Genomic DNA, 26691 nt, shown 5'->3' on the forward strand with positions numbered 1-26691 from the left:
TCTCAAAAAGAATATGAAAATAATTGACAAGCTGGCCTGGATAGAAATTAAAAATAAATCTATATTATCTACAAAGTCTTTCGGAAAACAAAAGTATTATATCCCCGGAGGTAAAAGAGAACAGGGGGAAAATGATGAGCAGGCGTTGTGCCGCGAGGTGTTGGAGGAACTTACAGTGGAACTTAAAACTGAAACACTGAAATTCGTCGGAACGTTTGAAGCGCAGGCAGACAGCCATCCGGACGGTGTTTTGGTGAAGATGACCTGTTACACCGCAGATTATACCGGAACATTAAAAGAATCCGCAGAAATAGAAGAACTCAGGTGGTTAAAGTATGCTGACAAAGATAAAATTTCAGAAGTTGATAAATTGATTTTTGATTTTTTAAAAGATCAACATTTGATCGACTAATGACACAAATAACAAAGGCTTCAAAACTACTTGTTTTAAAGCCTTTGTTATTTATATGATGTTATGGCTTCACATCTTTGCCTTCTACCAGGAACCTGTGGAGGTTTTCCAGTAAAACATCTGAAGTATTGGAGTTGGTAAAAATAGCATATCCCATTTTGAGGTCTTTGTACACTTCAAACCTGCAGGTGAAATCGCCATTGTTGCCGCCATGGCTGAATGTCTTGCCAAAAGGAGTTTCCCTGATCTGAAGGCTCATACCCATGTATGCAATATCCTTCGGATTGTGGGTCTTGTCTTCCGGGGGATAATCTGAATGTTTCGACATGATGGCGTCATATGTTTCCGGTTTAAGGCCTTGCCGTTCCAGCAAATATAACATGAACCGCGTGAATACTTTTGCTTCTGTATACATGGAATAAGCCATGCCAGGGGTTTCCGGCAGGTCATTTTTATTTGGAAGCTTGTCGTAGTGGCCATATGCGGCCATCCACTGTAAGGAATCATTTTTTGAAAAGAAGGTATGGTAGAGCCCTATTGGTTCAATTACTTCTTCGTGCAGTACCTGTTCCACTTTCTTGCCGGTAATTTTTTCCACTACCATCTTTAAGTATTCGAAGCCCTCACCTGAATAGTTATACGCTGTTCCGGGAGTAAATTTCAGGTCCAGTTTCCCGTCATTATTCATCCAGCGCCAGTTGGGAAAGCCCGTCCGGTGTGTCAGGACGTGTCTGGCGGTCATCAGCTTATAGCGCTCGTCATATTCGATGTCTTTGTAAGGAAGGTATTCATATAGAGGTTTGTCGAGATCTATCACCCCACGGTCTGCCAGCCGTTCAACAGCAAAGGCAAATACGGGCTTTGTGATGGAGGCTGCCTCGAACAGCGTATTGTCATTTACTTTTTCTCCCGTCATCGTGTTACTGACACCATAGGTTTTGTGGTAAATCAACCGGCCGTCTTTAATTAAAGCCAGCGACACGCCGGGTATGCCATAATATGCCTGATAGGTTTCGATAAAATGATCTATCTGGCTGGCACTGGACGCGGAGAAGTTGAATAATACACCTTTGTCGGGAATCAGGTCAGGGACCGGGGCAGATGATATACGAAATGCAGGTGCCACAGTTTTCCTTCCCGACTGCGCAATAATAGTAATGGGAACTTTCTGCGCGGTAGCGTACACCTGGCCGTTGGACTTATAGTAGGGGTCAGGCAGCGCGAGCTGGTATTTTCCGGGTGGCACCGCTATGGTATAATTTCCAAGGCTGTCTACTGCGGCGGTCGTCCAAAACGGGGGATTGTCCAGGGAGATGAACCGAATTACGTCCGGTAGCTTTACGGCTTGTGGTTGGCTCCAGCTGAGTTGCCCGGAAACAGTGGACAGTTCTTTGCCGGCAGGCAGGAAAATAATGTCACCGAGACTGTTGGGGTTCATGTATTTGGATTTTCCCTTTCCCCAGGCAGACCAGGTGATACTGCCATCGCTGTCTTTGTCGTACACATGAAAATCGAAGCCTATAGATTTGCCTGCGGCCAGCTCATTTCCCAGGTGCATACGCCATTCATAGATACGGGTATTGCCCCTGCGGGTCATCGCCACCTCCATCATGTCCCAGCCGGCTTTGCTGGCAAAAGGATCGTAGAAGGCATTGTTGATGGTATGAAGCGTTCTGCTGTACATAAACGACGCCACTCCGGAGCCGGAAAGCAGATGACGGGCATCAATGCTCACCTCCAGCCCGTCCTGGCTGTTCCACCGCACATTTTTGGAGGTGTCTTCCACGAAGTCGTCATCTGTAATGGTAAAAGCGACATACAGTGACTGATTGCCAAGGTCGTAGCCCAGTTGGAAATAGCCGGAAAAATCGGAGTCGTCCCGGGGCCTGGTGTCCGACGGGCTTATGGCGATCTTATACTTGACAGCATCTTTGGGCCAGTCAGACAGGTCTCCGTCCACAACGATCTTACCAAGCGGATACGCGTAGGCAACACTCCCGTTGTGGGCGGACAGGCACTTACAAAAAAGCATACATAAGGCAAATATGCAAATTGGTTTTAACAATGATAGTGACATGTGTAATAGATTCGGGCCAGGGTATAAGTGAATTCATAGATAAAGACACCGCTGCCGTGAAAAAGTTGCATAAACCGTGTACTGCCGGCCCGAAATGAACTTATGAAAACCGGGAAGTCACTTCAATTGATCGACCCTGTCAAAAAACTCATTTTGCAATTCGATGGTTTTAGTATCGGCCTTTACAGCTTTTAGTGCTTTAATGAACTGTGCTATTTCATGGTCGCTGATGAGCTTTCCCAGTTCAGCGCCGGATTTTGAAGCATCGCCGGCGTAATGATTAGGGTAGGAGGAATACCACCAGATAGGCGTGTATAGGCCCGGTAATCGTGACCGTTGCTGGTTTATGCCGCTTTCACCGGAGGCACGGGACATGCGCATTAAATCAGGGCGATAGTGCAGCAAAAGAGATGTTTCGCTTTCGCCTCCATGCAGATCGGCGGTTACATCGGTGACGTGGTTTTTTTGGTACGCTTTGACGAATTCCGGGTCGCTTTCCGGCCGGTACAGGTAAACAGCATAGTTGTGGCGCTTGTTCAGCAAGCCCTGCATAAAGAATTCCAGGAATTCAGGGTTGCCGCCATGTCCGTTCAAAATGATGATCTTATCGAAGCCGTTCCGCGCTATCTCGTCGCAGGTGGCTTCCAGTAGTTCCAGTATCAGTTTGTTGGGAAGCGAAAAGGTGCCGGGCTGATGCCGGGCCTCGTTGATCTGCCCATAAAAATAATCCGGGAAGACAACAGCGTATTCTGATTTCACGGCACGGGCAGCCCATTCGCGCACATGGATCAGGTCGGTGCCAAGCGGTGAATGCAGACCGTGTTTTTCGAGTATGCCGATAGGGAGGATACAGGTCTTTGAAGACTTTTGCAGTGCTGCGGGGAAATCACTGGCTACAAGTTCGTCCCAGCGGGCAGGCAGCTCCTGTGCAAAAAGGCAGTTGAATGCGAGTAAGGCGGCAAGTGTCAGGAAATAGCGTTTCATGTGATTTAAGGTGGTTGACAGTTGATGAATGGTTATCTTATGCGCATAAGATTTACATGAAGGTAGTAGATTAATATGTAGTTATTAATGAAATAAATTCATGTATAGTATTGACACAGTGACGTACTGACTTAAAGTACTGCTATTCATTTGAGATCAGTGTAACTCCCTCCCGGTAGGTTGTTATCTGAAAGTCAGGGAAACGTTTCCGGAATTTTGAATCATCGAATATATTATCGTATTCATACCTGGGAAGTAGCTCCTGTAGCTCTTTTACGCGGCTGTTGAACAAAGCGCCTGTTTTAAAGAGGATCTTGGGAATAACGGAATATTTCAATTCGGTATTATAAACCGATGAAGCCAGGGTAATGAATTGTCGGTAGGTTAACCTGTTATTATCCACCGGAAGGTGCCAGGTCTGCTGGTAGGCTCCCGGTGTGTTGCCAATCAAGGCTGTGGCCCTGCTGGCATCCGGCGTCCAGATCAGGCTTCTCAGTTTATCATCGCGCAGGGGTACTTTCAGTTTTTTGTGCTTTTTAATATTGTCAAAGATTAAGGTATTGGTGATGCTCTGAGTTTTACCTGGGCCGTAAAACTCCGGCGCACGGCAGATCACGGCTTCTATGGTCCCGGCATTTATTTCTTTTAACAGCATGTTTGCCATTTCCTGCCGTACCCTGCCTTTCCTTCCTACTGGTTCGAAAGGGGTTTGTTCTGTAAGGGGCCTTCCATCCTGCGGGTACATGTAGGTGTTATCAAAGAAGACCAGCCTGGTCTTGTTGATTTTGCAGGCTTCGATAACGTTGCCGGTTATACGGGGAAATTGTTCTTCCCATAAATCAGAACTCATCGGAAGTCCTAAAGTAAAGTAAGCTATTTCACTGCCGGCAACGGCCCTGATGGCGTTGTCTTTGATGGAAAGGTCGGCGGGAAACAGGCTGTCGGTATCGTTTACTTTTTTTGCATGCCGGCTAACGATCCTGATATCAGCAGTGAAGTTCCTTTTTAGTTCCCTGGCCAGCTCTTCGCCAATTTGTCCATTGGCCCCCAGTATTGTCTGCATATGATGAATTTAAAGCAGTGGATGAAGGATGTTATACAATAAACAGCCACAAAGGTATTTGGTTTAATGGCGATATACGGACATGCGTCTACGGAAGAGCAGCCACCACAGGTTTACATAAATAGCGTAATTTTATGGAAAGCGCACCACATGGAAATACCCACCGCACAATACAGAAGACATCGCGTCGGCTATTCGGTGTCAGCAATAATTGGCTTTTTGGCTGCATGGCAGGGCTATTACTGGCTGGCGACGGGTAGCGCCCTTGCATTTTTCGGATGGCTGTTTTTGATCATTGGCATCGTCGCCTGTGTCGGCTGCACCTGGACGGCTATTCGACATTCCCTGGTGCTGGAACTGAACCAGGAAGGGATCTGGTATAAAGAGCATACATATGACTGGCGTTCCTTGCGCAGCTATGCCATCAGGAAAGAGGTGGGTGAAGGCAGTTTGTTCGTCTACCTGATATTATTTTTTACTGACGGCAGAGAACCTCTGGAGATTCAACTGGATTGGCTGGAGAACAGCGAGTTGATACCGGAACAAATGGAAGTCTATGCAAAACAGTTCGGGGTTCCCTTTGATGGGATTGAGAGGAAAGAGGTATAGGTATTAAACATTAAACATATTGGATAAAAAAGCTGTCTCATTTAATATGAGACAGCTTTTTTATGTTAGTTTGATTTCTAGTGTTTCACCACTTTCATCATTTTGGTTTGGGTGCCTTGTCTGATATTGATGTAATAAATCCCGGGGTCGAGCTGTTGACCTACCTGATAATACTCACCGGTGTTTATCCTCGTGGTATAGATGATGTTGCCGGCATTATTGACAATCGTCAGCAGTGCTGGTGTTTTCGCAGAAGAAGTCATTCTTACATTAAACACACTGCTTGAAGGATTGGGATATACTTCGGTTGTGAAGTCCGGCTCACTGTGTGGATTTAACTTTCCGCCGCCAGGCGCCACCATGGTGGTATTGGCGGTCAGGCTTTGCAGGGTGTCCCCGGGTGAGGTGGTCCGTACTTCAATGGCCGCAATGGCGCCGCTATAAGGATCATACAAGCCTTTTTTGGGGTAGAAGAAAACCATGATCAAACCGCTGGCATCTGCTTTTGCGCGGATGGTCCTGGTAATGGCGGTGTTCAGTTTGTTGCCTGCGGCCTGGTATACATTGAAGTCGGTGAGACTGTCCAGTCCATTGGTGGCTTTGACGCTGAACACGCGGTTGTTTTTTTGTGCGTCCTGTGGTTCCACAAAGTGCATACGGACGGCGTATACGTTGTTGGGCGCGAGGTTGCGCAGGTAATACCGCATCTGGGTGACATTGTCTTTGAATATGCGGATATACTCGTAGACCTGTGGCGGAGCGGGATCGGTCACCTTCGATACGTCCACAGGGCCGTCCACTTTTTGCACCCAGGTATAACCGGCATGCCACAGTTTATCCGTGCCCGTAGGGCCTTCCGGAACATATTGCGCGAAGGTGGTATTGGCATATGGCCCGGCAGGCGTGTTGGTGGTGCCTGCGTTGATGCCCAGTACGGCCGATTTATTTGTCTTTAAAACTTCTATGCAATAATCGTCCACCCATACGGTGCCGGGGCCCGTTTTAGCGATCCAGTACGTCAGTCCTGTTGCGCTGTCAGGCACATTGACGGTATCTCTTATCTGCGCCCAGTTGTCGAGGTAAGCGGGCACATTGTACACGTCTTTTGCATAAGAGGCGTTGCCGGTGGCGGCGCCTGTACTGTCTATGAAACCAACGCCATATCCTGCCCACCACGGATAACCATTGGCGTCTTTTTCTACCTTGATCCATTTGGTGAATACGATGATACTGCCGCCTCTTACGGGGATGGTATTTTGCATGTTCAACGCGGTCTTTACTGGACCATATCCCAGTGTGGCGGCTTTGTCGCCGGAATGGCCCTTGCCGCTGACGGCATATACAGCGCCCGGGGTAAGCGCGGTATCTTTATAGGACAGCCAGTTCACCATGCCGCTCTCAAAGCCGTAGTTGGGTATTCCGCCGCAGGAATCAAACGGTACTACCGTTACCGGCAGTGTCGCGGAAACGCCTGAGCCATCGTGGGTATTGGCGGTAATGGTCAGCGTACCCTGTTTGACGGCGGTGATCAGGCCGGTGCTGTCGATGGTGGCCAATGCGGGATTGGAGCCGCTCCAGGTTACTTTTTTTATGGAAGTGTTGGCGGGTATATAGGTAATATTTACCCGGATAGTGTCTTTTTCTCCGATGGTGATCGGCGACGGCTGGAATGTTAAGCCGGTGGCCAGCACATTCGCAATGTGGACATTGGCTTGCGCCACTATGGCGGCGTTGTCTGCCGCTATGGCCCTGATGACGACATCACCCTGTTTGATGCCGGTGATGGTCCCGTTGTTGCTGACAGTAGCAATGGTGCTGTCGGACGTGCTCCAGGTCACGCCTTTGTTGCTGGCTTTGGACGGACTGATAGTCGCGTTCAGCTGCAAGGTGGCGCCTACAGATACGGTGGCGGCGGTGGTGTCTAACGTTAACGCCGCTACGGGAATATAGATGACTGTATAGGTTTTGCTGGCGGTGAAACCGCTTTCCACGGATTTAGCGGTGATAGTCACGGTGCCGGCAGCTTTTCCGGTAACGATGCCGTTCATGTCTACGGTGGCTATGGCGTCGTTGGACGATTTGTACACTACGTTCCGGTTGGTGGCGTTGGCCGGGGTGGTGGTCAGCTTCAGCGTGTCTTTATAGTTCACATAGAGGTTGCTGCTGTCTGAAGTGATACTGATTCCCTGAAGCAGGATGATACGCGCCTCGAGGGCCGCTATAGACGCAGTATAAGGGCCGTTAAGGGTGCCATTGGGAAAGAAGTATACGACGATGGTGCCATCATTGTCGGATTTTGCTTCCAGGGTGCGCGTGATCACCGTGTTCAGCTTATTGCCGGCGGCCTGGTATACGTTGAAGTTGATGAGGCTGTCGCCGCTGGTCTTTACGCTGAATGTCCGGTTGGCTTTGTCGGCATCGACAGGCTCAACGAAATGCAGGCGCAGTGAGTAGTTGGCGTTGGCGATCAGGTTACGGAAATAATAACGCATCGGTGTTTGGTTGTACCTGGAGATGCGCATGTACTCATATACCTGGCGTGGCGCCGGCGATGTTACCTGGCTGAGGTCCACGGTGGCCGTGATTTTGACGTTTCCGGTATAACCTGCATGCCATAGTTTGTCTGTGCCGGCCGGGCCTTCGGGCACATACTGGCCGATTGCCGTAGTCTGATAGGGTGTGGCGGGGTTGCCGGTACTGCCTGCATTAATGGCTATCACCGTGGTGTTAACGACCAGCTGTACGGTTTTGGTGAAACCTCCGTCTGAGGCTGAAATAGTGAGGGTGGTACTGCCTTGTTTCAGGCCTGTCAGGGTGCCGTTGGCATCCACACTGGCAACGGTGCTGTCTGCCACCGACCAGTTCAGCATTTTATTGGTAGTGTTGGCCGGTATAACGGCAACGGCTATCTGCCGCGGCGTATTCATGGTGCCGTAAACAATGCTATCGATGGTAACGCCTGTGGATATCACGGGCGGAATGACGGTGATCTGCCGGCTGTTGGTTTTCCCGCCATCGACCGATGTCAGCGTAATGGTGACGACGCCTGTATTGATGGCACTGAGGTTGCCGAAGGCGTCCACTTTGGCTATGCTGGTGTCGGAAGAACGCCAGGTGACGGCCGGATTGGTAGGATAGGCGGGTGTCAGCTTCGCTGTCAGTTTAATGGAATATCCTTTTACAACCGTGTCTGAGGCGGCATTGATAATTTCCACGGCCTGCACCGGTCCTGCTACCGGCGTACCGAAGTACATGCCATTTCCGTGCACGGAAACGACCATCCGGCCCCTGTTATCGGCAGTAATACTGGGAGCTACACCCGGCAGGCGGTCCAGGATGGTGGACCAGGTGCGGCCGGTGTCATCTGAACGGAAGGCGCCGTAGGCAATGCCGTTAATGGGAATGGCCTGGCTGGTAACATACAGCGCCAGGTGCGCATTGGGTGTCGTGTCAGACAGGGCCACGGCCACCCATTTAGGCTTAAAGGTGTCTCCGCCTACCTTCACGAATGTTTTGCCGGTATCTGTAGTGTGATAAAGACCGCTGTTTTGCGGATAAGCCTCGTTGTGGTAGGCGATCCATACGTCGCCTGTTTTGCCGGGCGTTGTTTCCACATTGGAGGTGGTGGCATAAGCGGAACCATTGGAGTTGTTGCCGCCATTGGCGGTAAGGCCGGCGGCGGCTGTTTTCACGAACGACTTCCCACCATCGGAGCTAACGAAAAACGAACCGCGGTCCCATATGTAGAAATAGTCGCCGTTTACTTTATCCGACGCCAGGTGGTTTTCCCCCGGGTATACCATCCACTGTCCGCCTGCAGGTAATATTCCTGCTGAAAGGCCGGTGGATTTTGTCCAGCTGCTGCCCAGGTCGGACGACCAGTAAACGTTGCCCAGGTTGTTGCCGTCCATTTGCGTGAGCCAGACGATGTTTCTGCGGTTGGCAGATACGGATATGCGTCCACGTAAGCCCGGTGATTTAGGGAAGAGCGTATAGGTATCGCCGCCATCGGTGGAATAACCTGAGCGCGAGTCGCTGATGTTGGAAGTGCCGGCGCCGTCGGAACCTACGCGCACAATGAAATTAGGATCGGTGTACTGGAAGGCCACCCCATTCATATTGAAAGCGCTGAAGACGTTGTTATGCAGCGCGGTATTGGACACCGCACCCTCGAATAAAGGCTCCGACAGGGAACGGTGATGGCCGCCGCCCACGTCCGCGGTGGCGGTGAGCAGTACGCTCTTGCCGCTGGGAGGCGCCACCATAGGGCCTGTTACCATGATCTCTTCCAGTCCGACCACACGGATCTTCCAGTCATTGGCGGAAGCGGAAATGTTATCAGTCGACAGTATGTCCAACAGGTCATTGATCCATACTCTGTCGGGATGAAAAGGGTCCCAGGTGAAGGTATACGGGTTATGGCCGGGCGCATTGTACGATAAACCGTCATTGGCGGAATGCGGGGCTTCTGAATTATCACGGGTGTTGATTTTTCCCTGTGTATAGTAGCCCGGGGCACCGCCTTTATGGGAAATAAAATAGGGATCTTTTTGCCAGCTGCCGCGGGTGCTTACAATGATGTCTTCTGAATTGGCGGGGTTGACCGCTACTTTGGCAAAAGATCTTTTCTCTTTCGTGGAATCAGGATCTAAATAAATGGGGGAGATGTCCTGCCATCCGCCGCCTTTATATTTGAATACGCCTTTTTTAATACCGTTGAACCTGCCGGCAGAAACATACAGCGTTCCGTCTGCATGAAGTGTGGCACGTGTGGCATACACGGGGCTGTTGGGCATCAGGGTGAACGAACCGCCGCCGTCTTCAGATACGTATACGCCGGGGGAGCGGCCGATATAAATCCGCTTAGTGACATTGACGCCGTTGATGTTGATAGTGCCGGCGCTTTTGTCGAAAAGCAGGAAAGAAGAGGTGCCTGCGGTAGGGATGGCGCTTACCTGCGACCAGCTGGCGCCGGCATCTTCTGATTTCCAGGCGCCGGTCTTATCTGTTATCACCCATACCCGGTTGCTGTTGGAAGGGTCTACCTGTATACGGTCCCCGTAAGTCTGTGAGCCGTTGGGATCTACCAGGATGGGCACATGTAAATCGGTCCAGGTATCGCCCCGGTCAGTACTCTTCATTACGGTGCCTGCGCTGGTCCCTCTGCCGGGCGAGGGGCCGGCCACGTGTTCTACAGTGGCATACAGAATGTTGCCGGTGGCATCGTTCGGATCCACGCCGATACTGCCGCAACGTTGACTGAATTCCCAGCTCCAGTATTCGACAGGCATCTTTTTGAACAGCATTAAATATTCCCATTTTTGCAGGTCTTTATTCCACCGGTAAGGAGTGCCCACATCAGTGGTGATGAAATAAAGGTCCGGGACTTTAGGATGCGGCACAAAGTTAGGAAGGGCGCCGGAACCGCCTATCCGCACGGGGTTCCAGATGTACGTTTGTGCCTGTGTGTGCCGCGGTGCGGTCAGACAGACCATCGTTAACAATAGGAGGTAGTAAATCTTTTTCATGTTCATAGTGGAATTTTTAAGGGTCCGGGTGTCTTATAATGTCTGAAGTTCCTGATACGGTGGAACGTAAGGTAGTTGGCGTTATGCTGGTTGTCCGCTCCGCCGTCGGCGTCGTCAAAAGCTGTTCTTGATACCGCAATAATGTCTTTGTCGTCGAACTGAAAATCGAGGTATTGAAACCCGTGTTTGGCCACATCCGGATGATACAGCACAATACCGCGTACCCGCCAGTTTTTCAGGTCGGGCGACGACATCAGGGCGGCGGTGTTCCTTGTTCTTTCAGGGTTTCCGCCTTTGAAGGCGGTAGGCACATAATTGCTGATGGTCCAGTACTGCCTGCTTACCGGATCATACCTGACGGTAAATTTTTTGCAGCCACCAGGGAAGTCAATGAACCCGGTGGCTGGTGTGAATGATATCTGTTTGCCGGTGCTGTCCACGTCGATGATGGCTGCTTTCTCATCGCCGTTCACACGATAGTCGGTCCGTAACATTGTTACCACGTGCCCGTCCGGCGCCGCTACGGCATTGCCTTCCAGCCATCCGCCGAAGTGGCCGCCGAGATAAGTGGAGTCGTACCCGAGCGCGTTGGAGACGGTCCAGTTGCCGGCATCGAGGAGGTCCGCGCCTGCCGGCGCGGAGATGATAAAGGAGCGAAAGCCGCGGCCCCACTGGCCACCGGGGCCGTTAAGATCTTCCAGCGCTTTCCAGATACGTTTTTTGTAGATAAGCACCGGCGTTGCAGCGGCATGGAATTTTCCTTCCAGCAGCCTTCCATGTTGCCTGGTGTCCGGCTGTGTCCAGGTATGACCACCATCGGATGATTTCCGTATAACGACGTCACCACCGGCAGTTTCAGGCCCTATAATATAGGCTTCCCCGTTATAGACAAATAACTGCGACCATTCCTGTCCGTCTATCTCTGCTATTTTTTGCCAGGTTTTTCCTTTGTCCGCGGAACTGAATATCTGTGCCCTGCTCTTGCCTGTGCGGCCCGGACCAAAATATTCATGACTGGCGAGGTAATGTCCATCGGGCAGTATGCAGATGCTGGGAGAACCTATGTATAGTTTCTCCCTTGCAGAAATGTGCTGGATGACCACTCCCGGTACTTTAGCAGAAGGGTAATCCTGTGCGGAAGAGGAAACGGCCAGTGGCAATAAAGCGATGAAGCCTATCCGCTTTATATGAAGGAGGGCATTAATTCCAGCCATTGCGAATGTCTTTGGCCACATTGGCATTATAGTTTTTCTCCACGTCCGGAATAGGGAACAGCAGGTGTTTGTCCTGGAAAGGCTGCATGCCGCTTCCCGGCTCTGCGGCTTTTTCCGCGTTGATCGTTTGTTTGATAGTGCCCCATCTCAGCAGATCGAAATACCGGCACTGCTCTCCGCATAATTCCAGCTGACGTTCGCGCATCAGTATTTTCATGGCGTTGTCCCTGTCGCCCAGCGTGGTGTACAGTACGGCCTGAGAACGGGAACGAACGCTGTCTATCAGTGCCAGCGGCGCGTTGCCGGTATTGCCTTGCTGGATATACGCTTCCGCCAGCATCAGCATTACATCTGCCAGGCGGATCACCTGCCCGTTGATAGGACTTTTCGGGTCACCGTACTTTTCCACGAGGTTGTAATACTCATATTTTTTCCAGCGATAGTCGCCCTGCGGATCGGTGGCGTCAAAAGGGAATGGTTTTGCGCCGGTGGCACATTGCTGGCAATACATGGTTTCTCCGCCTGAAGCGGCGGTGCCATAGAAGGTGGATTTGGCGCGGGGATCGGTATACGGGTCACCGGTGGTGGGATGAGGATACGTGAACGCTTTCACGGCGGCATTACTGATGTACACGTTTTTCCAGTCGTTCCAGCCGTATTCCATGGCGCGGCCGGTATGTGTTTGTTTACCTACCTGCTCGGCGCCGTTGCCAAACATATAGTAAGGGGAACCAACGCCCCAGTCGGTCCACTGCTGGTCCATGATTTGAAAGATGTTTTCCGGCGTGTTCTGGTTGGTGGTGCTGAAAACATTATCGAACGAAGGATCGAGTTTGTAGGTATATGGTGCGCCCATCAGTTTTTCGAAAGATGTTTGCGCCTGCGCCCATTTTTTCTGGTACAGGTACACTTTCCCAAGAAGGGCTATCACGGCGCCTTTGGTCACCCTTCCTAATTCTGCGGCGGGATATACGGTGGGCAGTTCTGCGGTGGCCTCAGCTTCTGTCAGATCTTTTTCTACCTGCTTCCACACTTCGGCGGCAGGGCTTCGGGATAAATAGTTATTGTGCAGTGTGGTTTGATAGTCGGTGTAGAGAGGTACATCACCCCATAAGGTCACTAAATGAAAATAGGCGTAGGCCCGCAGGAATTTAACTTCCGCGAGGTATTGATTCAGTTTGGCGCGGTCTGCGGTGGCGGTGGGGTTCCAGGCGGCGGCCCTGTCCAGCACCAGGTTGGTGCGGAAGATCATCCGGTAGAGAGAGCTCCATAAAGCGCTCTGGTCGGCGTTATTGGTGCCGAAGCTGTAATCGCCCAGTTCCTGTTCAGCGCCCAGCAGAAAGCTGGCGCGTTTGGCTTCATTGCCCATCAGGTCAAAGATGTAATAATACTCCCTGGCCCATAGTCCCGGGTGTAATAACGTGGCGTAACTGGCGATGGTGGCCTGGTTCATCGCGCCGATGTTGGTGAAATAGGTATCGTAAGCGTAGGCGCTCTGGTCTACCAGGTCGAGGCGCGACTTTTTACATCCGGAGGAAACCATCGTCAGCCCGGTTATCAGCAGTAATTGGTATATATACTTCTTCATAAAATCACATTTAAAAATTAAAACCCTAATTGAACGCCTGCGAGGAAGGTTCTTGGCTGCGGTACCTGGCCCTGGTCTATACCGCGTGCAAATAGATAATCCCCCGCCACCTCCGGATCATAACCGGAATACCTGGTGATGGTGATCAGGTTCTGGGCTGCGATGTAAACGCGCAGTGATTTAAGTGAGCCTTTGGTGGTGCTGGTTAACGTTGATGCGGGAACGTTATATCCAACAGTGATGTTCCTTAAACGAAGGTAGCTGCCGTCTTCCAGCCACCAGTCGGACGGGCGCAGGTTGCCGTTGCCGGTCACGTTCTGGCCTATCCTGGGCAGCGCAGCCACATCGCCGGGCTTCCGCCACCTGTCGAGGATGTCGGTGCCGGCGTTATGCCCGGTAGACATGAAGCTGGTGTATAGTTTTAAGCCGTTCAGGAGTTTTGATCCGCTGACACCTGATAATACCAGGTTCAGGTCGAAGTTTTTATAGGTGACGCCTGCATTGATACCGTAGATATATTTGGGGATGGCGCTGCCCAATATCTCCTGGTCTTTGGCGGTGACTACGCCATCGCCGTCGATGTCTTTGTAAATAAAATCACCGGGCAGCAGACCGTCCTGGTACTTTGCGTCCGGTTTGCCTGTTCTTTTGGCTGCTTCAAGATTGAGCGCATTTATTTCCTCAGCATCCCTGGCCACATGGTCCAGCCGGTAGCCGTAGAAGGCGCCAATGGCGCTGCCGGCGGCGGTATAGGTAGTGGCAGGTACGGGCGTGAAGGCACCGGCCTGGATAGGTGCGGAAAACTGATCGCCTAATGACAATACTTCGTTGTGGTTAAGAGAACCATTGACGCTTATATTGAAGCTTAGGTTTTTGTTGATCTTTTCCCTGTAACCGATCGTTAACTCAAACCCGCTGTTACGTGCGTCCGCTGCGTTTACTGTTTTTCGTGGCTGCGTGCCCGTTGGGCTCACACCAATACTGGCAGGCAGCAGGGTGGTGACCAGCAGGCCGCTGCTTTTGCGGTCGTACCAGTCGGCTTCAATGGTGAGGCGGTTATTGAAGAATGCCAGTGCCATGCCTATGTCGATCTGGTTGGTTTGCTCCCATTTTAAGTCCGGGTTGCTGAGCGTGGTGAGCGTGGTGCCGGACACAAATGTTTCCGTACTGCCCAGGGAATATACCAACGCGCCACCAGGCGTGCCCTGGTAGGTTTTGGCGGTATTGAGGAAGTTGGGAATATTGTTGTTGCCGGTCTGTCCCCAGTTGACACTCAGCTTGCCGTCCGACAGCACCGGGATGGAATTTTTAATAAATGTTTCTTCCGAAAAGCGCCATGACACGCCGCCGCCGAAGAAATTACCGTAACGGTTGTTGGGGCCGAAGTTGGATGCGCCATCCCGGCGGTAGCTGGAAGTCAGTATGTATTTATCGTCATAGGTATAGTTCAACCGGCCATAGTAGGAGATCACGGAAGGGCGCGCATAGTTGGAATAACTGTTGGTGACAGACTGGAAAGAGGCTACGCCTACATTGGGGATATTGTCGTTAGGTTGCCCGGTACCCCTGACAGATGAACCGTTGGTGATGCCCGGGTCTATATAGCTCTGTCCGGCAATTGCGGAAAACTGGTGTTTGCCCAGCAGCTTGTCGTACGAGAGATAGTTTTCCAGCATGTAGTAGGAGTTCTCCGTAAAAGTCAGCATGGATTGGCGCGCCTGGTTCAGGAAGTTGGACGACTGGTACTGTTGCTGATAACTGTTGCTGCGGCTGGAGTTGACTTCTGCCGCGAACTGTGAGCGGAGTTTTAATCCGTCAAGGAGCCTTACCTCACCTGACAGCTGCGGGAAGAAAGCCATGGATTTAGTCGTTTGGCTTTTCATGGCTATCTCCTGCAGGGGGTTAACGGCATTGCTGAAATCATCGATGTTGGAGAGGATAGAATATCCGCCCTGGATGGATGGGTCCAGAATGGGCTTATAGGGAGCATATTGTATGGCGTTGATGATATTGGCATAGTTGCCTTTGCTGACATACTGCCGGACGATGATATTTTGTGTGAACCGGAAGCGGCCCAGTGTTTCCTCCAGGCCTACGCGTGCCTGGAACCTTTTGTTGGTGGCGTCGGTCAGGATCGCCTGTTGATCTATATAGGAGGCAGATACGCTATAGTTTACCTTTTCACCGCCACCGCTGATATTGAGATCATTTTCGGATACCAGGGCGTTGCAGAAAACAGCGTCCTGCCAGTTGGTGCTGTCCTGCAATACGGCCGCGGTGCCGAATTTGGCCGGTAGCACGGTGTTTTTGGTCGCAGCGAGGTCTTTCAGCGCGTCCACATATTGTGCCGCATTGAGCAGGTGAAGTTGTTTCCAGGCTTTGGCTGTGCCCCATTGGGAAGTGAAACTGACGCGGGGCGGACCGGTCTTCCCTTTTTTGGTGGTGATGATCACCACGCCGTTGGCAGCCGCAGAGCCGTAGATGGCGGTAGAAGCCGCATCTTTGAGGACGGTGATGCTTTCTATGTCTTGCGGATTGAGCGTGTTAAAAAGGTTTTTGGTGCCCTGGATGCCGTCCACTACATACAGCGGATTGATGTCGGTGAAGCTGCCGGTGCCTCTGATGATGATCTGGGCATCTGCGCCGGCGCTGCCGCTGCTTTGCAACACCTGTACGCCGGCAGCTTTACCGATGAGCAACTGTGAAGGGTTGGTGGCGTTGACAGCGCCGGCTTCTTTCACCGTTACCACGTTGAACGCGCCTACTACGTTCTTCTTTTTGGCGGTGCCGTAGCCGATCACCACAATGTCGCTCAGGGCCGCTACTGTTTTGACGAGGCGTACCGACAAAGTGAGCGTGGCGCCCGGTTTCAGGGATATGTTGTCGAGTCGCTGCGTTTCAAAGCCCATGTAGGAAATGCTGAAGGAATATTTTCCTTCGGGAGGCAGTCCGGAGAAACGGAACACGCCGTTGCTGTCCGTCATGACACCGGCGGTATACTTTGTTTTTTCATTGAGCGCTACCACCGAGGCATTGGGAAGAAGATCACCCAGGTCGGTGCGCACGGTGCCGGTCAACTGCATGCGGCCCTGGGCCCGGGTGGTCATTGAAAGGCCTGATATCAGCATGACTGGCAGCAGAAACAGAAACCATTTTGGTTGATAGAACATCTTCATAACTGGAACGTGTTTTTAAATACAGGGCATAGCAGGCCCGGAGCGCTAAAGGCGCCCGCTTGTGGACAGAACTATATGGGTGAATTATTTCCTCTTGATTATAAATCCGCTATCATTCCGGATCAGCGTCAGGTTATTGGGCAGCGTTAAATCAGTCAGTATTTTCTCCAGGGAATCTGTTTTTTCAAATTTACCATCGAAATAAATCGATATCACGTCTGAAGGATAATAGTAGATAGCTACGCCATAATAATTACTCAGCTGGTCCAATACCTGCGACATTGGTTGATTATTAAATTTATACCAGTCCGGTTTCGTGTATCCGGCGCCGTTGTTGCCGGCTTTTACCGGCAGGTCTGCGCTCCTGGTGTTGAAGTCTGTCACCAGCGCTTTGCCTGTTTTACGGTAGTAGTTAAGCGCTTTGCCAGGAGTCAGTACTACGTCGCTGATGATTTTTTTGTTGTTGACGGCCCCCTGCACCATTACTTTCCCGCTGTTGAGCCTGATGCTGATGATGTCTTCCCCGGGGATGGCTTTTACATGAAAAAAGGTGCCCAGTGCGGTCGTATATAGTTCACCGCTATACACGACGAAGGGGTGTATTTTATCGGCAGCCACCGTGAACCCGGCTTCTCCGGTCAGGTAGATGTTCCTGTTGTCTGTGAATTGTTTGTCGTACACGATGGAAGCTGCCGGAAGCAACTGTACGACCGAGCCGTCCGGCAATGTAATGGCCATGGTTTTATGGCCCGTGTTGATAGTCTGTTGTTGTCGTTCAGGCGGTACCGTTGCCGTTATGCCTGGATTAATGGCCGTTATTTTGGGGCGGTCCTGGCGGAAGAGAAGCAATGTTCCGCCGGCCAGCACGCCGGCCGTTACTGCCGCGATGGCCAGTCGTGCAGCCCATTTCCTGCGATTATTGCCTGGCACCGTTTGCTGATGAATATTCTTCAGCCACTGCCGGGAAACGGCTTCCGGAAAGTGGCTGCCTTCCTGCAGTTGCAGGAATTCCTCTTCCGGCAGGTATTTCTCCAGCATATCAGGATGCTCCTGCAGGTAATTGGCTACCCTGCGGGCTTCTTCCGGTGTGCATTGATTGCTGAAAAACCGTATCAGTAATTCATCATTGATCATATGATATTTGGCTGATAGTAAGTAATACGTTTGTGACAGGCTAACTACGTAGTCCCGTCAAAAAAAAATTAAAACCGGCTAAGCCATGCCAGGAGGGAGATGAGCACCCCAAGGGCGTGTTTTATCTGTTTGATGGCCTGGAAAATATGTGTTTCCACTGTTCGGGGCGACAAGGAAAGTTTGTGTGCGATCTGCTGGTAGTTCATACCATTAAAGCGGCTCATTTCGAATACTTTACGCCGCATGGGAGGCATTTCCTTTAATATGTTGGCCAGCTTTGCCTGTAGTTCCTTTTCCGCCAGCTTGCCCCAAAGGTCATCTACCGGCAGGGTGTACCTGTCTATAACGTGGACCACCTTTTCCTGGTAAACAGTTTCCTTCCGGAGGAAGTCGATCAGCGTGGTACGGGCAATGCGGAACAGCTGCGACTCTATCTGCAGATCGTCAGCAAGGCTTTCCCGGTAGTTCCAGCATTTGATGAATGTAAGCTGCGTCACCTCTTCTGCAATGAAGGATGACTTGGTTTTCTGGAGAATAAAATAATATACCCTTTTGTGCCAGGAATAATAGACTTCGTTAAAAGCCAAAAGGTTACCTTGTTTCAAAGCAGCTATAATATTCAAAACGCGGTCATTTATCACAGCAATTTAAATAAATAAATGTGGAAATTCCTAGCGGGCGGTCAGCAGTTCCACAACGGAAAACGGGAAGGTTTTTGGTCCCGAAAAAAATCCGGAGGTACGGCTTCCGGATTTTTTGTTATGCCTTCTGAAAAAAAATTATAATAGTCAAAATGACATTTATTTATTATTTTTGAGAACACCACGTTTCGGACCGTTTCAAAAACGGCTTATATATTTATAGTTATGAAAAGCGCAAACATCATCCTGGCCATCTTATTCTTATCGCTAACGCACGCACGGGCGCAGTCAAAGGAAGTCCTGATCTTTAGTCCTGATCACCACATACAGGTAGCTGTATGGAGCGGGAGGGAAGGGGAAATCCGTTACCAGGTGAAGCATCATGAAACAATAGTGATAGATTCTTCCATGCTGGGAATGGAACTGGCAGATGCTGATATGTCGCATCAGCTCCGCTTTGTAGCCGCCTCCGACAACCGTCAGGTGAATGACAACTACCGGATGATCTATTATAAAAAATCTGCGGTCAGCTACCAGGCAAACCAGCGGGTGCTGCATTATGTGAATGCGAAGAAAGCCGGGATAGACATCGTATTTCAGGTGTCCAATGATGCTGTGGCGTTTAAGTATTTGCTGACAGGCAAGTCCGCCGGAATGAAACAGGTACTGAAAGAAAATACCGCCTTTAATTTCCCCGCAGGCACTACTACCTGGCTGCAGCCCATGCAGGTGGCCAGGTCTGGCTGGGAAAGCGTAAACCCGGCCTATGAGGAACATTATCGTACAGCCGTTCCCGTAGAAAATGTGGAAGCGAATAAAACCGGCTGGGTATACCCGGCATTGTTTAAAGTAAAAGACAGTTGGGTACTGTTGACAGAAGCCGCAATGGACGGCAACTACTGCGCTACCCGGTTGTTGTCTTCCGGTACGCCCGGCACCTTTACGGTTGGGTTCCCCGATCCGAAGGAGGTCATCACCGGCAAAGGTTATCTGCCGCAGGCGACCTTGCCATTTGCATCACCATGGAGGGTCATCACCATCGGGTCGCTGGAAACGATCATTACCTCTACCGCAGGCACTGACGTGGCCAGGCCCGCTGTTATACAAAACACATCGTTTGTTAAACCAGGAAAGGCTTCCTGGAGCTGGATCAACTCCAAAGACGATTTTATTACCTATGAAGAACAGCTGCGGTACATCGATTTTGCTGCGGACATGCATTGGCAGTATTGCCTGATTGATGTTGACTGGGACCGTAAAATCGGCTACGAACGGATGCAGCAGCTGGCAGACTATGCGAAGAAAAAAAACGTGTCCCTGTTGCTGTGGTACAATTCTGCGGGCGACTGGAACACGGTAAAATATACGCCTAAAAACCTGTTGCTCACACATGAAGGCCGCATGAAAGAGTTTGCGCGGATCAGTAAAATGGGCATCAAAGGCGTGAAAATAGATTTCTTTGCCGGCGACGGCCAGTCCGTCATTCAATACTACATCGATATCCTGAAAGACGCGGCTGCCAACGGGCTGATGGTGAATTTTCACGGCGCCACGCTGCCGAGAGGATGGGCACGCACCTATCCCCATCTGGTGACGGCAGAGGCGGTGAGAGGTTTCGAAAACGTGACCTTTGGCCAGGGCGACGCCGACAGGGAAGCGGAAATCTGTACCATGCTGCCTTTTACCAGGAATGCATTTGATCCAATGGACTACACTCCGATGAACTTATATAAAGTACAGTCCTATACGCAACGGAAAACCAGCAACGCGTTTCAACTGGCACTGTCAGTGCTGTTCCTCTCCGGGATACAACACTATGCTGAATCCCCGGAAGGAATGGCAAAAGTAGACCCACAGGTAAAAACGGTGCTGCGTGAACTGCCCTCCGCCTGGGACGATGTGAAATTCCTGGCGGGCTATCCCGGAAAATACGTGGTACTGGCCAGAAGAGCAGGTTCAAAATGGTATGTCGCCGGTATCAATGCACAATCGGGCCCGCAACAGGTCCAGGTGGACCTTGCGGCTTTCGGTAAAACGAAAGGGCAGCTCATCACAGAGGGAAACGATGCGTTTTCTTTTAATATAACAAATGCAACGTCCGGTCAGACGGTTGAAATGAAGCCCTCCGGCGGATTTTTAATGATACTGGAATAATATCACAACAATAGTATCTCAGAGAAGTGTGTCAGTTATTTTTATTTGTATATTAGACAATTATTAATATAGGTTTGCAATCTGGCCTATGCAGTTTGTTATAAGTCACGCCTGGACCGGGCTGGTGACGGGTTTCACGTTGATACTAATTCCCCATATATGAGTGATGTGCATCTTCAACAATTTGCAGATGGTATGCTGTTAAGTTTACTGAGAGAAAATAACAGCGAGGCATTTAATGTGATTTATGCAAGGTACCGGGAACGGCTCTACGGCTATCTGGTGAAGGTCATTAAAGACACCGCAGAGGCAGAAGATATCCTCCAGGAGGTATTTGTTTCCCTGTGGAAACGCCGCAGCGACCTGCATCATATTGAATCCCTGTACACCTATCTTTTTTCCTGCGTACGGTATGGCGGTTTCAGGTATATGCGTAACGAAGCAAGGAAGCATCATTTCAGGGCCTCCTGGCGCCTGCTCTTCGGGGAAGAAGACGACCTGTTTGAGCAGCAGCTGGCTGCTGACGAACTATCGAGAATACTGAACCGCGAAGTAGACAAGCTCCCCCTGAAAATGCGGCAGGTATTTATTCTCAGCAGGAAAGAAGAACTGTCCCACCGGGAAATAAGCCACAAATTAAATATCTCCGATAAAACGGTAAAGAAGCAAATAAACAACGCACTGAAATATCTACACCTGAAGCTGAACGCATAAATACACGGTACCGGATTTTTTTTATTGCTTCTACTACCACGCCCTGTTTTTGAACACTTCATTAATGTGCCGTAGCGATCAAAGCCAAAACTGATAAAGTAGCCTGTTCCACGAAGGCTATACTGTGATGACTGATTCCACAGAATATGAACTGAAAAATCGATAATCAAAGCAACCACGTGTATGAAAAAAATCAATGGGCATCATCTCTGTCCCGTCAGAGAGCCATGTAGTTATGCCATTAATTGTCAACCAGACTGATATGAACTATTGACCTATTCAAAATTCAAATTCCATGATGAAAAAAATTCCGCCTGCCCTTTTGTGGCTGGTGATGATATCCTGCGCCCTGTTTTTCCTGCCTGGTCTGGGCTTTGGACAGCAGCCGGCATCCACGAAAACTATTACAGGCACTGTCCGCAGTGAAAAAGGTGAGCCGCTGGCCGGCGTGACCGTACGTGTGAAAGACGGCACAGCCTCCACTCACACCGATGCCAACGGCCGTTACAGCCTCTCTGCCGCCGCAGGCAATGTTCTCATTTTTTCCTCCATCGGCTTCAAGCCACAGGAAAGACCGGTGCCGGCCGAAGGCTCGGCAATAAACCTGGTATTGCCCGATGAGTTTTCCACGCTCAACGATGTGATCGTGGTAGGCTATACGTCGCAAAAGAAAGCCACGGTTACCGGCGCTACCAGCAGCATCAATTCCGTTGACCTGGTGAGAACGCCGGCAGTAGCCGCTACCAGCGCGCTGGTAGGCAAAGTGGCGGGTGTTACTTTCCGCGCTACTGATTCCAGGCCGGGCAATGGTACCTCGCTGCAGATCAGGAACCTCGGTGATCCGCTGTATGTGATAGACGGCGTGCCTTACAGCACCAACAACGGCAGCACTGCCTTCGGCTTTAACACAGGCATCTCCGGGCAGAACCTCTTTAACAACCTCACCATAGAAGATATTGAGAGCATCACCGTGCTGAAAGACGCATCTGCCTCTATATATGGTTTACGTGCATCCAATGGCGTAGTGCTCGTGACCACAAAAAAGGGCAAACGGCGGGAACAAACGTCCATCAATTTCTCCAGTTATTACGGGCTGCAGAATTTTACACGTTATCCGCGTCCGGCCAATGCTGGGCAGTATGTGCGGGGACAGCTCGAAGCCGCCCAGAATGCCGGCAATGCCGCGCCTTCAGACATAGCATTGATCTATACGCCGGAACAACTGGCCAAATGGGAGGCCGGTACCGAAAAAGGATATAAAAGTTATGATCACTTTAAATCCGTGACACGGCCTAACGTGCCACAGTATTATATGAGCATGAACGCTTCCGGAGGGTCGCAACGTTCCAACTACTACCTGTCACTGAGCCACATGCGACAGGACGCCATCATCAAAGACTTTAACTTCCAACGCACCAATCTCCAGGCCAATCTCAACGGCAGCGTGGCCAAAGGGCTGGAAGTAGGCACGGAAATCAGCGCCCGCATTGAAAAAAGACATAACGTCGGCGTACCCGGACTGGATGATTATTTCAACCCGCTGCTGAGTATTTCCAGTATGTGGCCCACAGAACCGCTCTATGCCAACGACAATCCCAACTACATCAATACCGGCCATAGCGTCAATATCAATCCGGCCACATACAAAGACAATATAACCGGCTACATCGATGAGCTGTTCCGCGCGGTGAATGTGAATGTCAATGCGCAGTATACTTTCAAATGGGGCATGGTGCTCAAAGGCCTGTATTCCTACAATTTTACCAATGAAGACTTTGATGGCTTCGAATACACGTACAATTCCTATACATATGACCCTGCCACCGACAGTTATCGTATTACCGGCGGCAACCAGAATCCCTGGCGCGAAAAGCACAAGCGGAATATCGTATCCCGCTTTGCACAATTACAGCTGAGCTACAACAAGCAGCTGGGTGCGCATGCTGTTTCCGCCGTGGCAGCCTATGAACGTTCGGACATGGAGAACGATTACCTCGCCCTGCATACCGTTCCGCCGAATGATTATATTCCGGTCATGCAGCTGGCCAACCTGGACTATCTCGACGATTCATGGGCTACGGAGGCGCGTGCCGGTTATGTAGGCCGTATCAACTACAACTACAAACAGAAATACCTTCTGGAGATGCTGGGCCGCTATGATGGCTCTTTCCTCTATGCACCGGACAAACGATGGGGATTTTTTCCCGGCGTGTCCCTGGGATGGCGTATTTCCCAGGAACCTTTCTTCCAGAACAGCAGACTGAATTCTGTGGTGACAGACCTCAAGATAAGGGCCTCCTACGGGCAAACGGGCAGCGAACTGGGACTGGGCACGCCACCTACCATGTTCACCTACCTGAGCGGATATAACTTCAACCAGGGTAGCGCAGTGTTCAACGGTAGTTATGTCAACGGTATCCGTCCGCGCGGCCTGCCCATCACTAACCTGTCATGGGTGGTGAACCATTCCAAAAATATAGGCATTGACGTTACACTGCTGCGGGGCAGGATCACCGGTCAGTTCGATGTGTTTGAGCGGCTGCGCACCGGTCTGCCTGCCGCCCGGTACGATGTGCTGCTGCCTAATGAAGTAGGGTACGGGCTGCCCCTGGAAAATCTCAATAAAGACGCCACCCGCGGTATGGACGGAATGATCACCTACCAGGACAAAGCGGGCGATTTTAATTATTCCATCGGCATCAACGGCACCATCGCCCGCCGCAGGGACATCAGCAGCTACAAACCGCGTTTTGGCAGTTCCTGGGATGAATACCGCAACTCCTACGAAAACCGCTGGGGCAATATCAACTGGGGATACGAAGTGATCGGCCGGTTCCAGTCACAGCAGGAAATCGACAATTACAAGGTGAATAACGATGAACAAGGCAACAGGACACAGCTGCCCGGTGACTTCATTTACAAAGACGTGAACGGCGACGGTATCATCAACTATTTGGATGAAAGGCCAATCGGCTATGCGGAGGGCGCACTCCCGTATTTTACCTACGGCATCAATGGCAATCTGCAATGGAAAGGTTTTAACCTGGCGTTTGATTTTGCAGGAGCAGGCATGCAGTCCTATTTTCGCGATTGGGAGCTGCGTTATCCTTTCCAGAACAATGGTAACTCTCCCGCCTATATGCTGAGCGACCGCTGGCACCGGGCAGACCCGTACAATCCTTTCAGTGAGTGGATTCCCGGCAAGTTCCCCGCAACCCGTAAAGGCGGTAACAATAATGCGCGGCGCAACGATTTCTGGGTCACGAACGTACGGTACCTGCGGCTGAAAACACTGGAACTGGGGTACAGCTTCCCGCAAAAGCTGTTGAAGCGCACCCGTATTTCAAAACTGCGCGTATATGCCTCTGCGTCTAATCTTTTTTCGATAGACAATCTCAGCGCCTATCAGATAGACCCCGAGGTGGCCAGCTCCAACGGGCTGATTTACCCACAGCAGAAGCTTTATCTTTTTGGTTTTAATCTCTCACTATAAAACAGTCCGCTGATGAAAAATACTGCCTATTACATGATGATGCTCCTGTTGTTGCTGTTAGGGGCGGCCTGTAAAAAAGACTGGTTGGAACGGAAACCCAAGACCATCCTGCTGGAAGAACAGGTGTGGAACGATCCCAAACAGATACTGGCATTGCTGGCGAATTATTATGACCGTCTCCCTACCGATATGGGCATGACCGGCAACTGGGCCAATATGGCCGATTATGACGATGCCATGTGGTCCGGCTATTCCGGCAACGATGGCCGCAACAATATCACCACCTATCCGTATAACCGCTGGGCGCTGTGGGAATATGAACTGATCAGGGACATTAACCTGGCCCTTGAAGGTATTGACCGCTACAGTGTCAGTCTGCCTGCTGACCAGAAAAAACAATTTTCGGCGGAGCTGCGGTTCCTGCGGGCGTATGTTTATTTCGAAATGGTGAAAAGAATGGGCGGCGTGCCGCTGATCACCAAACAGCTGATATATGACTATAGCGGCGATCCTACGCCACTGCAGGTGCCCCGTGCCAAAGAAAGCGAAGTATATGATTTTATTGCCGCCGAGATGGACGCCATTCAGGGCGACCTGGGCAATATTATCAGTAACACAGGCTCCAACAAGTCGGCCAGCAATACCCGCGCCAACAAATATACCGCGCTGGCCCTGAAGAGCCGTGCAATGTTATACGCCGGTTCGCTCGCCAAATACAATAACATCGCCGGCAATGTCAATATCACGTTGCCCAATGGAGAGGTGGGCATCCCGGCATCGAAGGCGGATGCTTACTACCAGCAGTCGCTGAACGCCTCCAAAGAAATTATCAGCAGCGGTTTTTATTCGCTGTACCGCAACAACCCCAATAAGGGCGAAAATTTCTATGAAGCGGTGGTCAATAAAATCGCCAACCGGGAAGCCATTTTTGTGCAGGACTTTTTAAATCCTACCAAAAGACATTTGTTCTCTTACGACAATATTGTTCGCAGTATCCGGGAAGATAACCTGTCGTCTTCCGGTATTACGCCGTCTTTGGGACTGGTAGAGAGTTTTGAGTATCTCGATGGTACGCCCGGTACCTTAAAAACGCGGACAGCGGACAATTCCGACTACATTTATTACGATAAGCCGCAGGATATTTTTGCCAATAAAGATGCGCGCCTGTATGGCACGGTGATCTATCCCGGCGCCGGCTTCAAGGGGCAGACCATCGAAATGCAGGCAGGCGTGAAAGCCTGGGATGCCGCTGCCAACCGGTTTAATACCATCGAGGGGGCGGACTTAAGTTCGAACTGGACGGACGGCAAACTGCTGGTAGGAAGCGCCGGTCCTCACCGCGACATCCAGGAAGTAAGCACCACTGGTTTTTATCTCCGTAAGTTCATTGATGCCGGCACGGGCACGAGTACACGCGGTATTCAAAGTACGGTTTGGTGGGTACGTTTCCGGCTGGGAGAAATATATCTCAATGCCGCAGAAGCCGCGCTGGAACTGGGACAGATGTCCGAAGCGCTCACTTATGTCAATGAGCTGCGGGAGAGGGCGGGTTTCCCGGCCAACAGCCTGGCTATGCTGACGATCGACAAGCTGAGGAACGAACGCCGGGTGGAACTGGCATTTGAAGACCACCGCGTTTGGGACCTGAAACGCTGGCGCATAGCAGACAAACTCTGGAATGGTGATGCCGGTAACCCCAACGATATGGTGTACGGTCTGTATCCCTATCGCGTGGTGAAGCCCGGAGACCCGGCCAGAGACGGTAAGTACGTTTTCGATAAAGTGCTGCCGCCCCGTTTCCGGGTGCCGCGTTTCTTCCGTATCGGCAACTACTATTCGCAGATAGATCAATCGTGGATCAACAACAATCCTAAACTGGTACCCAATCCCAATCACTAATCTTA

The 26691-nt window shown here is 50.9% G+C and carries 15 protein-coding genes; 6 read left to right on the plus strand and 9 right to left on the minus strand.

Translation table 11 applies throughout. The annotated features are described in order from the left end of the window. The first annotated feature begins 13 nt into the window (after positions 1 to 13). Entirely contained in the window at positions 14 to 412 is a 399-nt protein-coding gene (locus HGH92_RS27395; RefSeq protein ID WP_168874003.1) for an NUDIX hydrolase, read from the plus strand. A 61-nt stretch (positions 413 to 473) separates the two neighbouring features. Here HGH92_RS27395 and HGH92_RS27400 read toward each other — a convergent pair whose 3' ends face one another. From HGH92_RS27400 to HGH92_RS27410, 3 genes are all read right to left on the minus strand, one after another. After that, positions 474 to 2444, minus strand: coding sequence for a serine hydrolase (locus HGH92_RS27400; protein WP_247655055.1), 1971 nt, complete (start codon positions 2442 to 2444; stop codon positions 474 to 476). A gap of 162 nt (positions 2445 to 2606) precedes the next feature. Continuing rightward, on the minus strand, positions 2607 to 3473 hold the full coding sequence (locus HGH92_RS27405; RefSeq protein WP_168874005.1) for a creatininase family protein: 867 nt from the start codon (positions 3471 to 3473) through the stop codon (positions 2607 to 2609). Between the two features lie 142 nt (positions 3474 to 3615). Beyond that, positions 3616 to 4536 carry an NAD-dependent epimerase/dehydratase family protein gene (locus tag HGH92_RS27410; RefSeq protein ID WP_168874006.1) on the minus strand — a complete coding sequence of 307 codons (921 nt, stop codon included), beginning with the start codon at positions 4534 to 4536 and terminating at the stop codon, positions 3616 to 3618. Positions 4537 to 4686: 150 nt separating this feature from the next. Here HGH92_RS27410 and HGH92_RS27415 point away from each other — a divergent pair, with 150 nt between their 5' ends. Further along, positions 4687 to 5145 (plus strand): hypothetical protein, encoded by a 459-nt coding sequence (locus tag HGH92_RS27415; RefSeq protein WP_168874007.1) that lies wholly within the window; start codon positions 4687 to 4689, stop codon positions 5143 to 5145. A gap of 77 nt (positions 5146 to 5222) precedes the next feature. On the opposite strand, the gene HGH92_RS27420 is transcribed toward HGH92_RS27415, so the two are convergent. The 6 genes from HGH92_RS27420 to HGH92_RS27445 form a co-directional block, all read right to left on the minus strand. Next, entirely contained in the window at positions 5223 to 10673 is a 5451-nt protein-coding gene (locus tag HGH92_RS27420; protein ID WP_168874008.1) for an Ig-like domain-containing protein, read from the minus strand. 2 nt (positions 10674 to 10675) lie between these two features. Then, positions 10676 to 11887 (minus strand): sialidase family protein, encoded by a 1212-nt coding sequence (locus tag HGH92_RS27425; protein ID WP_211092756.1) that lies wholly within the window; start codon positions 11885 to 11887, stop codon positions 10676 to 10678. Then, positions 11874 to 13475, minus strand: a complete 1602-nt coding sequence (locus tag HGH92_RS27430; RefSeq protein ID WP_168874009.1) for a RagB/SusD family nutrient uptake outer membrane protein — start codon at positions 13473 to 13475, stop codon at positions 11874 to 11876. The genes HGH92_RS27425 and HGH92_RS27430 overlap by 14 nt, the downstream gene beginning before the upstream one ends. A gap of 17 nt (positions 13476 to 13492) precedes the next feature. Then, positions 13493 to 16651, minus strand: coding sequence for a SusC/RagA family TonB-linked outer membrane protein (locus HGH92_RS27435; protein ID WP_168874010.1), 3159 nt, complete (start codon positions 16649 to 16651; stop codon positions 13493 to 13495). Between the two features lie 84 nt (positions 16652 to 16735). After that, positions 16736 to 17785 (minus strand): FecR family protein, encoded by a 1050-nt coding sequence (locus HGH92_RS27440; RefSeq protein WP_168874011.1) that lies wholly within the window; start codon positions 17783 to 17785, stop codon positions 16736 to 16738. Between the two features lie 68 nt (positions 17786 to 17853). Beyond that, positions 17854 to 18408: a sigma-70 family RNA polymerase sigma factor gene (locus HGH92_RS27445; protein WP_168874012.1), complete on the minus strand. Its 555-nt coding sequence runs from the start codon at positions 18406 to 18408 to the stop codon at positions 17854 to 17856. A 243-nt stretch (positions 18409 to 18651) separates the two neighbouring features. Between HGH92_RS27445 and HGH92_RS27450 the strand changes: the two genes are divergently transcribed. The 4 genes from HGH92_RS27450 (at position 18652) to HGH92_RS27465 (ending at position 26686) form a co-directional block, all read left to right on the plus strand. Continuing rightward, positions 18652 to 20580, plus strand: a complete 1929-nt coding sequence (locus tag HGH92_RS27450; protein ID WP_168874013.1) for a glycoside hydrolase family 97 protein — start codon at positions 18652 to 18654, stop codon at positions 20578 to 20580. A 159-nt stretch (positions 20581 to 20739) separates the two neighbouring features. After that, positions 20740 to 21294 carry an RNA polymerase sigma-70 factor gene (locus HGH92_RS27455; RefSeq protein ID WP_168874014.1) on the plus strand — a complete coding sequence of 185 codons (555 nt, stop codon included), beginning with the start codon at positions 20740 to 20742 and terminating at the stop codon, positions 21292 to 21294. A 295-nt stretch (positions 21295 to 21589) separates the two neighbouring features. Next, a complete protein-coding gene (locus tag HGH92_RS27460) occupies positions 21590 to 24787 on the plus strand; it encodes a SusC/RagA family TonB-linked outer membrane protein (RefSeq protein WP_247655056.1) in 3198 nt (1065 codons plus the stop codon). A gap of 12 nt (positions 24788 to 24799) precedes the next feature. Then, entirely contained in the window at positions 24800 to 26686 is a 1887-nt protein-coding gene (locus tag HGH92_RS27465) for a RagB/SusD family nutrient uptake outer membrane protein (protein WP_168874015.1), read from the plus strand. Positions 26687 to 26691 lie beyond the last annotated feature (5 nt).

The sequence above is a fragment of the Chitinophaga varians genome (assembly GCF_012641275.1).
Classification (GTDB): Bacteria; Bacteroidota; Bacteroidia; order Chitinophagales; family Chitinophagaceae; genus Chitinophaga; species Chitinophaga varians_A.

What these genes read in the sequence shown, in the direction of transcription:
- HGH92_RS27440 (WP_168874011.1), bottom strand. Translation starts at nt 17,785, where the DNA reads ATGATCAATGATGAATTACTGATACGGTTTTTCAGCAATCAATGCACA.
- HGH92_RS27400 (WP_247655055.1), bottom strand. Translation starts at nt 2,444, where the DNA reads ATGCTTTTTTGTAAGTGCCTGTCCGCCCACAACGGGAGTGTTGCCTAC.
- HGH92_RS27415 (WP_168874007.1), top strand. Translation starts at nt 4,687, where the DNA reads ATGGAAATACCCACCGCACAATACAGAAGACATCGCGTCGGCTATTCG.
- HGH92_RS27465 (WP_168874015.1), top strand. Translation starts at nt 24,800, where the DNA reads ATGAAAAATACTGCCTATTACATGATGATGCTCCTGTTGTTGCTGTTA.
- HGH92_RS27455 (WP_168874014.1), top strand. Translation starts at nt 20,740, where the DNA reads ATGAGTGATGTGCATCTTCAACAATTTGCAGATGGTATGCTGTTAAGT.
- HGH92_RS27395 (WP_168874003.1), top strand. Translation starts at nt 14, where the DNA reads ATGAAAATAATTGACAAGCTGGCCTGGATAGAAATTAAAAATAAATCT.
- HGH92_RS27460 (WP_247655056.1), top strand. Translation starts at nt 21,590, where the DNA reads ATGATGAAAAAAATTCCGCCTGCCCTTTTGTGGCTGGTGATGATATCC.
- HGH92_RS27425 (WP_211092756.1), bottom strand. Translation starts at nt 11,887, where the DNA reads ATGGCTGGAATTAATGCCCTCCTTCATATAAAGCGGATAGGCTTCATC.
- HGH92_RS27435 (WP_168874010.1), bottom strand. Translation starts at nt 16,651, where the DNA reads ATGAAGATGTTCTATCAACCAAAATGGTTTCTGTTTCTGCTGCCAGTC.
- HGH92_RS27430 (WP_168874009.1), bottom strand. Translation starts at nt 13,475, where the DNA reads ATGAAGAAGTATATATACCAATTACTGCTGATAACCGGGCTGACGATG.
- HGH92_RS27405 (WP_168874005.1), bottom strand. Translation starts at nt 3,473, where the DNA reads ATGAAACGCTATTTCCTGACACTTGCCGCCTTACTCGCATTCAACTGC.
- HGH92_RS27420 (WP_168874008.1), bottom strand. Translation starts at nt 10,673, where the DNA reads ATGAAAAAGATTTACTACCTCCTATTGTTAACGATGGTCTGTCTGACC.
- HGH92_RS27450 (WP_168874013.1), top strand. Translation starts at nt 18,652, where the DNA reads ATGAAAAGCGCAAACATCATCCTGGCCATCTTATTCTTATCGCTAACG.
- HGH92_RS27410 (WP_168874006.1), bottom strand. Translation starts at nt 4,536, where the DNA reads ATGCAGACAATACTGGGGGCCAATGGACAAATTGGCGAAGAGCTGGCC.